Origin of the sequence: Streptomyces sp. NPDC058092 (assembly GCF_042884935.1) — a bacterium.
Taxonomy (GTDB): domain Bacteria; phylum Actinomycetota; class Actinomycetes; order Streptomycetales; family Streptomycetaceae; genus Streptomyces.
Window position 1 is genome coordinate 1 of sequence record NZ_JBHVSY010000013.1, and the last position, 14,749, is coordinate 14,749.

5 protein-coding genes are annotated in these 14,749 nt (G+C 68.5%); all 5 read left to right on the top strand.

From position 1 onward, the window contains the following. Positions 1–9,192, top strand: a 9,192-nt coding sequence (locus tag ACFVV1_RS21830; protein ID WP_389991568.1) for an amino acid adenylation domain-containing protein, incomplete at its 5' end; no start/stop codon positions are given. Between the two features lie 58 nt (positions 9,193–9,250). Then, a complete protein-coding gene (gene fes / locus ACFVV1_RS21835; RefSeq protein ID WP_389991571.1) occupies positions 9,251–10,525 on the top strand; it encodes an enterochelin esterase in 1,275 nt (424 codons plus the stop codon). A 105-nt stretch (positions 10,526–10,630) separates the two neighbouring features. Beyond that, on the top strand, positions 10,631–11,752 hold the full coding sequence (leuB, locus tag ACFVV1_RS21840) for a 3-isopropylmalate dehydrogenase (protein WP_389991573.1): 1,122 nt from the start codon (positions 10,631–10,633) through the stop codon (positions 11,750–11,752). Between the two features lie 93 nt (positions 11,753–11,845). Further along, on the top strand, positions 11,846–13,291 hold the full coding sequence (locus tag ACFVV1_RS21845) for a pyridoxal phosphate-dependent aminotransferase (RefSeq protein WP_389991576.1): 1,446 nt from the start codon (positions 11,846–11,848) through the stop codon (positions 13,289–13,291). 48 nt (positions 13,292–13,339) lie between these two features. Further along, a complete protein-coding gene (locus ACFVV1_RS21850) occupies positions 13,340–14,731 on the top strand; it encodes a hypothetical protein (RefSeq protein ID WP_389991579.1) in 1,392 nt (463 codons plus the stop codon). The last annotated feature ends 18 nt before the right edge of the window (positions 14,732–14,749 follow it).

Genomic DNA, 14,749 nt, shown 5'->3' on the forward strand with positions numbered 1-14,749 from the left:
CAGTGGCCCGATACTCCTCCGGAGTCGGACGGGACCTGTGACGACCTGGCGTATGTGATCTACACGTCCGGGTCCACGGGCCGGCCGAAGGGCGTGCAGATCACCCATCGCGGCATCCGCGACATCGCTCGCTGGCAGAACGAGAACTACGGCCTGGACACCCCACAGCGGGTGCTGCAGGGCACTTCCCTGAGTTTCGACATCTCGGTCTGGGAGCTCTCCGCCGCGCTCCTGTCGGGCGGCACCCTGGTGTTGCCGCCCCCGGACCTGCAGATGATGGGCACCGGTCTCGCCGATTTCCTGATCGAGCAGGCCGTCGAGAACATCAACCTGACGCCGGCCGCGCTGTCCACGCTGCCCGAGGAATCGCTGCCGTTCCTGAACTGCGTCTCGGTCGGCGGTGAGGCCTGCCCCCTGGACCTCGTCCGTGTCTGGTCCGAGGGCAGGATGTTCTTCAACGGCTACGGCCCGTCGGAGGCCACCATCGCCGTGAGCGTCGCCCGCTACGGGCCCGAACTGGAGCGTGTCCACATCGGCCGTCCCATCAACGGGGCGCAGCTGTACGTGCTCGACTCACGTCTCCGGCTCCAGCCGGTGGGGGTTGCCGGTGAGCTGTTCATCGGTGGGGCGGGGCTGGCGCGTGGGTATCTGGGCCGGCCCGAGCTCACGGCCGAGGCGTTCGTGGCGAATCCGTTCGGGGAGCCGGCCAGTCGTCTGTACCGGACGGGTGACCTGGCCCGCTTCCTGCCCGACGGGAACGTGGAATTCCTCGGGCGGGTCGACGACCAGGTCAAGATCCGCGGATTCCGGATCGAGCTGGGAGAGATCGAGGACGCCCTGACCCAGCACCCCGAGGTGCGCAGCGCCGCCGTGCTGGTCCACAACACCGGTTCCACGAAGCGGCTGGTGGCGTACGTCGTCTGCCGTGAGCCGGTGGCGGGTGAGGCCTTGCAGTCCTTCCTGGGGGAGCGGCTTCCGGGTCACATGGTTCCGGGTGTTTTTGTTCCGTTGGGGGCTCTGCCGTTGAGTCCGAACGGGAAGGTGGACCGGAAGGCGTTGGGGGCGTTGCCGTGGGAGGAGTACGTGGCTGCGGAGCGGGAGTTCGTGGCGCCGCGTACTGAGGTGGAGGAGTGGCTGGCGCGGGTGTGGGAGGAGGTGTTGGGTACCGGCCGGCCGGTGGGTGTCCACGACAACTTCTTCTCGTTGGGCGGTGACTCGATTCTGAGTCTGCAGGTGATCTTCCGGGTCAAGCAGCTGGGTCTGTATTTCACGGTCAAGCAGCTTTTCGAGTTCCAGACGATTGCCGAGCTGGCTCTGGTGGTGGAGCGGCAGGAAGTTGCTCAGGTGCAAGCCGAACAGGGCCTGGTGACGGGCCCGGTGGAGCTGACATCGATTCAGCGCTGGTTTCTCTCAGCGGAGTTCGTGAATCCGGATCACTTCAATCAGTCGGTGCTGGTGGAGGTGGAGGCCGGGCTGTCCTCGGGGCAGTGGCAGCGGGTGGTGCGTCGGGTGCTGGAGCAGCACGACGGTCTACGGACCCGCTTCTTCCGGGACGGGGACGAGTGGCGGGCCGAGATCGCCGGAATGCCCAGGACGTTGCCCTGGCAGGTCGAGGATCTGTCGGCGTATCCGCCCGCTGAGAGGGAGGAACGGCTGCTCGAAGCCGCTCAGCGGGTTCAGGCGGACATGCGTCTGGCCGAGGCGCCGCTCTTCCGCGCCGTCCTCTTCACCGGTCAGGAGAACCAGCCGCATCGCTTGCTGCTCGTCGCCCACCATCTTGTCGTCGACGTGGTGTCCTGGCGTGTGATCCTCGAAGACTTCGAGGCGTTGACGGGGCAGGTGCGGCGGGGGCAGGAGCTGGTGCTGCCGGCGAAGTCGAGTTCCTGGCAGCAGTGGGCCGCTCGTCTGGTACGGGAGGCGCGGAGCGTCGGGACCGCGGGGGAGTTGCGTTTCTGGGAGGAGCAGGCCGAGGCGTCGGTCCGGGGGCTGCCGATGGACGGCCCGGGTGATGACAACACCATGGCTGGGAGCCGGGTGTTCGGTACGGTTCTGGGTGCGGAGGAGACGCGGGCGCTGCTGCGGGATGTTCCGGCGGTCTTCGGTACGCGGGTCAACGATGTGCTGCTGACGGGTGTGGCGTCCGCGGTCGGTGCCTGGGCCGGGGACGGTCATGTCCGGGTCGATGTCGAGGGTCATGGCCGTGAGGATCTGTTCGACGACACCGATGTGTCCCGTACCACGGGCTGGTTCACCACGATCTCCCCGCTCCGGCTGCCCGTTCCCTCACCCGGCGGTCTGGGAGAGGGCCTGAAACAGATCAAGGAACTGCTCCGCGCACGGCCCCGGCAAGGCATCGGCTACGGCCTCCTCGCCCACGGCCCCTCCGCCGCCGACACCGCGCTCGGCAGCACGACCACCGCCCAGATCAGCTTCAACTACCTCGGCCAGTTCGACGCGTCCTTCGCCGGCAGTTTCGCCACCTCCATGGGGATGGCAGGCCCCGACGCGGATCCCGGCAACCGGCGTCCGTATCTGATCGACATCGTCAGCAGCGTCCAGGACGGCGAGCTCCACATGGAGTGGACGTACAGCGGTGCGGCGCACGAGGAGGAGACGATCCGGCAGGTCGCCGAGCGCACGCTCGATGTCCTCAGGAACCTCGCCAGTGAGGCCCGGCGCACGGATGTCCAGGGCTACAGCCCCTCCGACCTGCCGCTGTCCGGACTGAACCAGGACCGGATCAACGACCTCATCGGCCGGCTGCGCGCGCACCCCGTCTGGCCCTCCGGCACATCGGCGCGCCCCCTGGAGGACTGCTGTCCGCAGACGCCCGCCCAGCAGGGCATGTGGTTCCAGAGCCAGTACGCGCAGGGGGAGGGCTATTACCACGTCCAGAACGTGCTGCGGATCGGCCAGGATCTGAACGTCGAGGCGTTCCGGGAGAGTTGGGCCCAGGTCATGCGGCGCCATCCGATCCTGCGGACCAGCTTCTGGACCACCACGGAGAACGAGGCGCTCCAACTGGTCTGGGCCGACCTGCCGGTTCCCCTGCACGTGGAGGACTGGCGGTCCGAGACGCCCGCCGGACAGCAGGACCGCCTGGACGCGTACCTCCTGAAGGACCGCACCAGCGGCTTCGACCCCCACGACGCGCCGCAGTGGCGGATGTTCCTCGCTCGCACCGCCGACGACCATTACCAGCTCGTCTGGAGTGCCCACCACAGCATCCTGGACGGCTGGAGCATCAGCCTGGTCCTCGCGGAGGCCGTCGAACGGTACGGCGCACTCATCGAGGGCCGGCACCTGGAACAGACGCCCCCGCGGCCCTACCGCGACTACGTGTCCTGGCTCCAGCAGCAGGACCTGCAACAGGCCGAGGACTACTGGCGCCACACCCTGCAGGGCGTCGAACAGGCCACCACCCTGAACCTGGGGACGCGCAGGGACGCCGGGAGCGGCGCACCGGGCGACCCGGCTCCGTACGTCTGGGCCGACACGTCCCTCAACGAGGCGGAGACCACGCAGCTGACGGCCTTCGCCCAGGAACACCGCCTCACCCTCAACACCGTCCTGCAGGGCTGCTGGGCCCTCCTGCTCGGCCGCTACGCCCGCACCGACGACGTGGTCTTCGGGACCGTGGTGTCGGGGCGTCCGTCCGAGATCGAGGGCGTCGAGCGCATGGTCGGTCTCTTCATCAACACGCTTCCCCTGCGCGTGAGGATGCCCGAGCAGAGTTCCGCGCTCGCCTGGCTCCAGGACCTGCAGGAGCGGAACCTGCGGATGCGCCAGTACGAATACAGCCCGCTGAGCAAGGTCCAGCAATGGAGCGGCCTTCCCGCCGGCACGCCCCTCTTCGAGAGCCTGTTCGTCTTCGAGAACTACCCCGAGGACGAGATCGGCGAGGCGGCGCTGCGCCTGGAGGCCCTCGGTTCGAAGGAGCAGACCCACTACCCGATCAACACCGCGATCACCGTCGGGGAGCGCATCGGCATCAACATCCTCTACGACACGCGGTGGTTCGACGGGCCCACGGTCGAGGCGATGCTCGCGCACCTGCGGCAGATCTGCCGCGAACTGGTGGCCAAGCCGCAGCAGAGCCTCGCCCGGGTGAGCCTCCTCACCGACACGGAACGGGCCCGGGCGCTGGGCGAGTGGAGCGTCGAGACCACATCGCCCGTCGAATCCGCCTTTCTGCACGAACTCGTCGAGGAACAGGCACGGAAGACCCCGGACTCGGTGGCCGTGGTCCACGAGGACGGGCATCTCACCTATGCCGAGCTCGACGGCCGCGCCAACCAGCTCGCCCACTGGCTGCAGCACCGCGGCGTCGGGCCCGAGGTCCTGGTCGGGCTGTGCCTGGACCGTTCGCTGGAGGGCATCGTCGGCATGCTGGGGGTTCTCAAGGCAGGCGGAGCCTACGTCCCGATCGACCCCCGCTATCCCCTCGACCGCATGGCGTACGTCGTCGAGGACGCGCGGCTGCGCCTGATGCTCACGCAGTCGCACCTGGTGTCGAAGCTGCCGGCCGGAGACCTGCCGACGCTCTGCCTGGACTCCGGCTGGCCGGCCGTCGCCGCCGAGCCGAGGACGGCTCCGCCGACGACCCTGACCCCGGGGAACCTCGCCTACATCATCTACACCTCGGGGTCGACCGGACGGCCGAAGGGCGTCATGGTCGCCCACCGCTGCCTGCAGCACGTGGTGCCGTGGATCCGCCGGAACCCGTGCTTCGACAGGCGTCAGAACGTCCTGCAGGTCGCCTCCACCAGTTTCGACTTCTCCGTCTGGGAGATCCTCCTGCCGCTCGTGACCGGCGGCACGCTCCACATACCCGCCCCGCGCATGCGCATGATCGGCACCGAACTGCAGGCCATGCTGTCCGAGCGGGCCATCGAGAGCCTGAACTTCACGCCGGGTGCGCTGGCCACCCTGCCGACGGACGACCCGCTGCCCCACCTGCGCACGCTGGTCGTCGGCGGCGAGGCGTACTCGGCCGACCTCATCCGGACGTGGGCGCCGGGCCGTACGTTCTTCAACGTCTACGGGCCGACCGAGACCACGATCTTCGCCACCGGAACGCACACCGACGAGAACCTGGACGTCATCCACATCGGCCGGCCGATCACCAATGTGCGGTTCTACGTCCTCGACCAGTACCTGCAGCCCGTGCCGCCCGGGGTGCCCGGCGAGCTCCACATCGGCGGCGTGGGCGTGACCCGGGGCTACATGAACCGCCCCGACCTCACCGCCGAGTACTTCGTCGCGGACCCGTTCGGCGAGGAACCCGGCGGCCGCCTCTACCGGAGCGGGGACCTCGTCCGGTATCTCCCCGGCGGGAACATCGAGTTCATCGAGCGCATCGACGGCCAGGTGAAGATCCGGGGCTTCCGGATCGAGCTGGGCGAGATCGAGGCCGTGCTCGAACAGCACCCGCTGGTGCGCAACTGCGCGGTGCTGGCCCAGCCGGAAGGAACGGGCAGGCGACTGGTCGCCTATGTGGTGCTGGACGAGGACGTCCCGGACGTCACCGAGGCGCTCCGGGCCCATCTGATGGAGCAGTTGCCCTCGTACATGGTGCCTTCGGCCTTCGTCCGCCTCGACGAGCTGCCCCTCACCGGCAACGGCAAGCTGAACCGCCGGGCGCTTCCGCTGCCCGACGACAGCCCGGCGTCCGCTCTGTCCGAGACCGCGCTCCCGCGGACGGCGACCGAGGCGAAGCTGGCCGTGATCTGGTCGGAGGTACTGGGCCACAGCCCCATCGGCGTACTCGACGACTTCTTCACGCTGGGCGGGCATTCGCTGCTCGCGGTGAAGGTGGTGGCGCGCATCCAGCAGACGTTCGGCCTCGAGATGCCGGTCCGGGTGCTGTTCGAGCAGCCGACCCTCTCCCAGGTCGCGGCCGAACTGGACGGGCTGCTGCGGGAACAGCAGCCGTACCCCACGATCCCCCTGGTCGCGGTGGTGCGCGACGAGCCCGTACCCGCGACGTTCGACCAGCAGCGCCTCTGGTACATGGACCGCCTGCACCCGGACAGCCCCCTGTACACGGTGGGCTGGCTCCTCCACCGGCCCGCGGCGGTGGACCCGGCAAGACTCCGGCGCGCGCTCGAAGCGCTGATCGCCCGCCACGAGATCCTGCGCACCACGTTCCGTGAGACCAAGGGGCGGGTGTGGCAGGAGATCGCCGAGACCGGGACCGTCGTCCTGACGGAAGCCGATCTGTCGGCCGAGCCCTCGAAACAGCGGTTGGAGTCGGTGCAGGCCATCACGCGCGAGCTGTGGATGCAGACCTTCGATCTCGCCCGGGGTCCGCTGTTCCGCACTCTGCTCATCCACCTGCCCGACGGCGAAGCGCTGCTGGCCTTCAGCGCGCATCACGCGGTCTTCGACGGCTACTCGGTCCGCATCCTCAACGAGGAACTGCTGCGGTCCTACGACGCCCTCGATGAGGCCGACGCCTCCCTCCCGGAGCCGCCGGCCGTCCAGTTCGCCGACTACGCGGTGTGGCAGCAGCAGTGGCTCGACGAGGAACGGCTGAGGCCGCACCTGCAGTACTGGAAGGAGCAGCTGGCAGAGGCGCCCGCGCTGATCTCGCTGCCGGCCGACCACCCCCGGCCCGCCGTGCAGAACTACCAGGGTGCCAATCTCACCGCGTCTCTGCCGCCGGAGCTCGGCGAGCAGCTCAGGAAGGTGAGCGCCGAGCACCAGACGACACACTTCGTCACGCTGCTGAGCGCCTTCGCCACCCTGCTCTCGCACTACAGCGGGCAGGACAAGGTGGTGATCGGCATTCCGGTCGCCAACCGCAGCCGCATCGAGACCGAGCCGATGATCGGGTTCCTCGTCAACACGATCGCGCTGTGCGTGGACCTGGAGGGCAGCCCGGACTTCGCGGACGTGCTCCACCAGGTCCGCTGGAAGCTCCTGGAGGCGCAGAGCCACCAGGAGGTGCCGTTCGACCGTATCGTCGAGGAGCTGAAGCCCGAACGCAGCCTGAGCTACAGCCCCGTGTTCCAGGTGATGTTCACCGGCCTGGACAAGCTCTTCGAGGAGCTTCCCGGCACACAGGGGGAGCCCGCCTGGATCCACGACGTGACGGACGACGGCGTCGGCGTCGCCAAGTTCGACCTCGGCATGAGCATCCAGCAGCGGAACGGGCAGCTGCAGTACACCTTCGAGTACAGCACCAGCCTCTTCGAGCGGGACACCGTCGCCGGCATGGGCGAGCACCTGCGGCATTTGCTCGAGGCGGCCCTGGCCGCACCCCGGACCCCCGTCGCCCGGCTCCCGCTCCTCTCCGACGCGGAGCGCGCGCGGATTCTCCAGGAGCGGAACGCCACCCGCGACGCGAGCACGCTGCGGCCCGTCCGCCTCCACGAGCTCTTCGCGGAGCAGGTCCGCCGGTCGCCCGACCGGATCGCGCTGTCCTACGAGGACCAGCAGCTGAGCTACGCCGAGCTGGACCGGCGTGCCAACCGGCTGGCGCGGATCCTGCGTGACCACGGCGTGGGTCCGGAGACGCGCGTCGGCGTCTGCATGGACCGTTCCCTCGGCCTGGTGACCGCGTTGCTTGCCGTCCTCAAGGCCGGCGGCGCCTATGTGCCGCTGGACCCCGACCACCCGCAGGACCGGCTCGTCTTCATGGCCGAGGATGCCCAGGTCCAGCTCGTCCTGGTGCAGTCCGGGACGAGGGAGCGCGTCGGCTTCCTGAGCGACCGGGGGATCCGCCTCGTCGACCCCGGCGGGAGCGCGGACGCATCCCGGACGGACGCGAGCACCGACCCGCTGGACGTCCCGGTGAGCCCGGACAGCCTGGCGTACGTCATCTACACCTCAGGCTCCACCGGCCGGCCCAAGGGGACGATGCTGTCGCACCGCGGCATCTGCAACCGTCTGCTGTGGATGCAGGACGCCTACGGCCTGCAGGAGCACGACCACGTCCTGCAGAAGACCCCGTACAGCTTCGACGTCTCCGTCTGGGAGTTCTTCTGGCCCCTGATCGCCGGCGCCCGACTGCATGTCGCCCGCCCCGAGGGGCACCGGGACCCGGCCTACCTGGCCGAGCTGATCGAGCGGCAGGGCATCGGCGTCCTCCACTTCGTGCCCTCGATGCTGCAGGCATTCCTCCAGCAGCAGACCGTGGGCCAGCAGTGCCGGGACGTACGGCACGTGGTGTGCAGCGGGGAGGCCCTGCCTCCGGAGGTCCAGGAGCAGTTCCAGCGGACCTTGCCGGACACGCGGCTGCACAACCTCTACGGGCCCACCGAGGCATCCGTCGACGTCAGCTTCTGGGAATGCGGGAACGCCCCGGGTGCCGGCACCGTCCCCATCGGCCGCCCGGTGGCGAACACACAGCTGTACGTCCTGAACGAGGCGATGGAGCCGGTGCCCGACGGCGTCATCGGGGAGCTGTACATCGGCGGCGTCCAACTGGCGCGCGGCTACCTGGGGCGCCCGGACCTGACCGCCGAACGTTTCGTGGCGAATCCGTTCGGCCCCGGCCGTCTCTACGCGACCGGTGACCTGGCCCGGTACCGGACCGACGGCGTCATCGAGTACGCCGGCCGCAAGGACCACCAGATCAAGATCCGCGGCTACCGCATCGAGATCGGGGAGATCGAGGCCGTCCTGGCCGATCACCCGGCCGTCCGGTCGTGCCTGGTCGTCGTGCACGAGGTCACGTCCGCCGACAAGCGGCTGACCGCCTTCCTCACCTGGAAGTCCGGCCAGGAGGCGCCCCAGGACGACCTGCGGGCGCATCTCCTCGAACGGCTGCCGGAATACATGGTGCCCACCTATTTCGTCGCGCTGGACGCATTCCCCCTCACCCCGAACGGCAAGGTGGACCGCAAGGCGCTGCCGGCGCTGTCGGACGTCGTGCGGCAGGCGCAGGCGGACGAGAACCATGTCGCCCCGACCACCGAGACCGAGACGGTTCTGGCGGACCTGTGGGCACGGCTCCTGGAACTGGACCGGGTGGGAATCCGGGACGACTTCTTCAACCTCGGCGGCCACTCCCTCCTCGTGGCCACCATGGCGACCGAGGTCCAGGAGAGGTGGGGCATCTCGCTCATGCTCACGACGGTCTTCCAGAACCGGACGATCGAAGCGCTCGCCCAGGTCATCGACCGGAGCGTCGACGAGGGCGACGACGAGGAGCTGGACGCGGCGGAGCTGTTCGACCTGCTCTGACAATCCCCGACGCGCCGTTCATTCCCGCCGCACCGGCCAGGCACAAGGAGAGAAGACCATGTTCGCTGCGGAGACATCCCTGGTGAGTCCCCGGATCGCCCGAGTGGCGGCGGCCGTGGAGGCCAAAGACCACGACGCCGTCGACGAGTTCTGGAAGGAGGCCGCTCAGTCCGGCAGCCCGCTGATGGAACAGGTCGGGGATGACGACTCCCGGACCCTGGTCACCTTCCTGTGGCGGGACCCGGGAGACACCGAGAACGTGATCGTGCTCTTCTGCAGCGCGCCGAGCGGCGACTTCAGTGAATTCCGGATGGAGCGACTGCCGGGCACCGACCTCTGGTACCGGTCCTACTTCCTGCCCTCCGAGCTGCGGACGACCTACCTGCTGTCGGTCAACGACCCGATGGTGCCGTTCGCTTCGTACGCGGAGGTGCTGCAGCGCCTCCCGCAGTACCGGACCGATCCGCTCAACCCCCGCGACTACACGCTCATGGGCAATCCGCACCAGTTCAAGGTGTCGGTGCTCGAACTGCCCGAAGCCCCGAAACAGCCGTGGAACATCCCCCGCCGCGGTGTCCCGAAGGGCGAGAGCAAGATGCACACGATGGACAGCTCCGTCCTGGGGACACGCCACCACATCACCGTCCACGTGCCGCCCGGCTACACCCCCGACGGCGACGACTACAACGTCTTCCTGCTCTTCGACGGGTGGTCGTACTACAACTTCGCAGCCATCACGACCGTGCTGGACAACCTCCTGTACACCGGCCGGATCCCCCCTTACGTCCTGGTGATGCACACCAATGAGGACCAGGACATCCGCGCCCGCGAACTGCCCTGCCACGAGCCGTTCAGCGATTTCCTGACCCAGGACCTGATGCCCTGGGTCCACGAGAACTACCACATCACCTCGGATCCCGCGCGCACCGTCGTGGGCGGCTCCTGCTTCGGCGGACTGGCCGCGGCGTACGCCGCGTTCCGGTCACCCGAGAGGTTCGGGAACGTCATATCCCAGTCGGGGTCGTACTGGTGGCCGGGAAAGGGCGTTCCGGACAGGGAGGAGGAATGGCTGACGCGGCGGTTCGAGGAATCCCCCGAACTCCCCATCCGATTCTCCATGGACATCGGAAGTCTTGAACGCGCCATCGTCGACTACGACCCGATGACGACCCATCAGAACATGCGGGACGTCCTGGTCGACAAGGGTTACGAGGTCGACTACCGCGAATACCTGGGCGGCCACGACATGATCTGCTGGCGCGGCACCATCGTCGACCGGCTGCTCTCTTTCCACCCCAGACCGAAAGAGTCACCGGCCGGACGGAAGCGGTGAGACGGAAGAAACGGGGCGGCGGGAAATCCCCATCGAGCCGTCGGCCCCGGGCCGTTCGGCAATTCACTGCACGAGCACCGCGACCGCTTGCGAAAGGTGAGCCCGATGAGTAAAGCCACGATTACCGTGCTTCCGGGGGACGGTGTCGGTCCGGAGGTGACGGCCCAGGCCCTGAAGGTGCTGCGCGCCGTGGAGGAGAAGTGCGGCCACAGCTTCACGGTCCATAAGCGCCGGGTCGGCCTGGACGCCCTCGCGGCCGAAGGCGTCGCGATCTCGGAATCGACCTTCGAGACCTGCGCGCAGAGCGACGCGATCCTCTTCGGCGCGGTCGGCAGCCTGCCGGCCGGGGAGGACCGCAGCGGCGGCCCCCGGCCCGAACAGGCACTGTTCCGCCTCCGCAAGGAGTTCGGCTTCTTCGCCAACCTGCGGCCGGTACGCCCCTTCGAAGCCCTGTACGGGGCGTCCTCGCTGAAGCCCGAGCACCTCAAGGGCGCGGACATGATCTTCGTGCGGGAACTGTCGGCCGGGCTCTACTACGGGCGCCTGGAATCCGTGCCCGGCAAGCCCAGCGAGATCCGCCGCACGCAGCAGGGCACGGAGGCCGTCGACACCCTCCTGTACACCGAGGAGGAGATCGAGCGGGTCGTGCGGGCCGCGTTCGAGATCGCTCTCGACCGGGAGCGGAAGGTCACGTCGGTCGACAAGGCCAACGTGCTCAGCTCCTCGGTCCTGTGGCGGGAGGTCGTGGAGCGGGTGGCGGCCGATCACCCCACCGTGACCTACGAGCACATGCTCGTCGACGCCTGTGCCATGCGGCTGATCAGGACCCCGTCGGACTTCGACGTCATCGTCACCGAGAACCTGTTCGGCGACATCCTCACCGACGAGGCGTCGATGCTCACGGGCTCCATCGGCATGCTGCCGTCGGCCAGCCTCGGGACCCGCCGCACCGCGGGCGGCATGTTCGGACTGTACGAGCCCATTCACGGCTCGGCCCCGGACATCGCCGGTCAGGACAAGGCCAATCCCGTCGGCGCGATTCTCTCCGCCGCGCTGCTGCTGCGTCACTCCCTCGGCCTGGCCCAGGAAGCCTCGGCCGTCGAGGAGGCGGTGGAGGCAGCGATCCGCGAGGGCTACCGCACGCCGGATCTCGACGAAGACGGACGCACCGTCGTCGGCACCGAGGAGATGGGCCGGCGAATCCTGGACCGGCTGCGGCAGCCCTGAACCTGCTGGACCGCCTGCCCGACGGGGCGAGCTCATCGGCCACCGCCGCACGCACGCACCGTTCGACGAACAGACGACTGGAGTTGCCCGCGCATGACGCCACAGAGTTCCGTCCCGGCAAGCCCGACCGGCCTCGAAGAGCAGCGCCTGCTCGTCCGCCGGGCCCGCAAGGAGATGGTGCGGCGCCACCGGACCCGGCAGGGGGACAGCGCGGAGCCGCCCATCCGGGTCATGGCGCGCCTCGTCGACGACCTGGAACGGGAATGCGCGGCCCGCCGGTTCGACCGCACCGCCACGCGGCTCGAGATCGTGAACCGGACGATCGGTGACGTCAACGTGCGGCTCATCACCGAGTGCGAGGGGGAGGAGGGCGGCCCCGGAGACTACCGGCTGCTGGGGGACGAACTCGGCATCGCGCTGCCGGGCGAGGACCTGAACGGCCACACCGCGTCCGGGAAGGGCTACCACTGGCTCCGGGACCGGATGACGGAGGCGGAGCGGCAGCTTCTCGCCGCAGGCTACGACCCGCGCATCTACGACATCCAAGGCGTCGGCAACCCGATCCTGCGAGGCTGGCTCGCGGCGGACATGCGGCAGTGGGGAGTGACGGCCTCCGCGGAGCAGGTGGCCCTCGGCCTGGGGGCGACGGACTGCATCGACAAGATCCTCCGGGGACTGGCGCACTTCGCCCGGCGCCGCTCCCAGCCGCCCGGCGCCGTCCTTTTCGCCGCCCCCGGCTTCAACATGCCGGAGCTGCAGGCCGAGACGTACGGGTACCGGCTGCACCGGGTACGGACCCGGCCCGGGGAACAGTTCAAGCTGACCGCCGCACTCCTGGCCCGGCATCTGGACGAGAACCCGGACATCACCGTCGTCTACCTGACGGTGACGAACAACCCGACGACCCTCGCGTACACGGAGGACGAGCTCTCCGCACTCATGGAGGTCGTCCGGCGCTTCGCCGGCCGGGGGCGCCGCGTCCACGTACTCGCGGATCTCGCCTACATCGGCACAGGCCGCCCCGCCGAGGACGAGGCGCGCATGCGCGGCCTGGCCTCGGCCGCCGATGTGGCCGGCCAGATGATCTACGTGAACAGTTTCTCCAAGACCTACACGCTGACCGGGGACCGATTCGGCTGGGCCGTATTCGGTGACACCGAATTCTCCGTCGCCATGCGATCGAGCTGGATGAACAGTGTGAGCTGCCTGCCCGGGGAATGGCAGCTGCGCTTCATGGCCTATCACGCCCTCTTCCGTCAGAATCCCGAACTGATCGAAAAGATCCGCGGCCTCTACCGGCTGCGTCGTTCGCGGCTGCGCAGGCAACTGGAGCTGTTCGACGAGGAGTTCCGGCTCTTCGAGCGAATCCACGTCGACGACGACGCGACGATCTACAGCTGGAGCAGGCTCAGGGCAGGTGAAGACTGCTTCTCGGTCCTCGAAAAGACCGGGATCGCCGGCATACCCGGTTCCACCTTCGGCTATTCCGACGACTACATCCGCTTCTCGGTCGGCATTCTTCCGGTTGTGATGGATTGACGAATCGTCGCGCCATCGAGACGACAGATCTTCCGACAAGGAGAGACCATGCAGAAGGAAACGAACGGAACCGCAGCGAACGCGAGAAGGGACATCGACTCCATCGATGTCCCGGTGAACTTCAACTGGAACAGCGACTCGAGCCCGCTCTCGCCCATTCCGACGAGCATTCCCGGTGAGCCGCTCGCCGCCGAGGTCGCCCGAACCCAGATCCTCTCGGAGTGTCTGCGCGACGGTCTCCAGGGCATACCCGGCTACCCGACGGTCGACGACATGATGCGGTACCTGCATCTCCTCCACGGCTTCGGGATCAAGTACGCGACCGTCGGCATCTACCCGGGCAACGCCGACCGGCTCAACGCGACCATGAAGCAACTGCTGGCGCGGATGCGGGACGAGCTTCCCGGCATCGTGCCCTCCGTGCTCTCCATGTGCACGGAGGAGTCGCTGAAGTGGACCGTCGAGTGCAGGGACGTCCACCCGGCACTCGAATCCGTCGTCTTCATGGGCAGCGCGCCCTCCCGCCGCCTCGTCCAGGGCTGGGACCTGGACTTCATCCTGAACAAGCTGGAAACCTTCATCAAGAAGACCGTGGAGACGGGCATCCCCGTCGTCGCGGGCACCGAGCACACGTCGCAGACCTCCCCCGAGGACCTGCGGGCGATCACCCGGACACAGGTGGAGAGCGGCGCGTACATCGTCGCCATGGCCGACACCATCGGCGTCATCCGGCCGCTCGGCACCTACCGGCTCGTCCGCTTCATCCGTGACGAACTCGACGCCCTGGGCGTGCCGGACATGCAGATGGACTGGCACGGCCACCGCGACACCGGGAACGCCCTGGGCAACGCGATGGCGGCCGTCGCGGCCGGCGCCGGCCGCATCCACGTCGTGTCGCGCGGGGTCGGCGAGCGCTCCGGCAACGCCTCCCTGGAGGAGGTCGTGCTGAATTTCGCCGCGATCGAGGAAGAGGCCGGACTGCCCGTCTCCTGGGACATGTCCCAGCTGCTCGAACTGATCACCTGCTACCAGAAGATGGTCGGCGTCCCGGCGCCGGAGCACGGGGTGCTCGGCCGGCGCTACAGCCACACCTCCTCCGGCATCCACACGGACGCCATCCTCAAGGCCCACCACCTGGCCGACCTGGCACGGGAGGCGGACAACGGCGAACTGGAGGACAAGTTGCGGGACATGTCCCGCACGGTGTACTCCGCCGTCGACCCGGCCGCCGTCGGTGGCGTCCCGTCCGTGGCCGTCAGCCCGTGGAGCGGACAGAGCTCCGTGCGGCTCGCCTACATGCTGAGCGGACGCGACCCCCGCGAGCTCTCCACGCAGATCATCGAGGGCCTGCTCGCCCGCGCCAATGAGCTGGGCCGCGAACTGACTTCGCAGGAGCTCGAAGAGGGCTTCGCGAAGGCGCACGCCTCCCACGCAGCCTGAGCGTTCCTTCCCGTGACG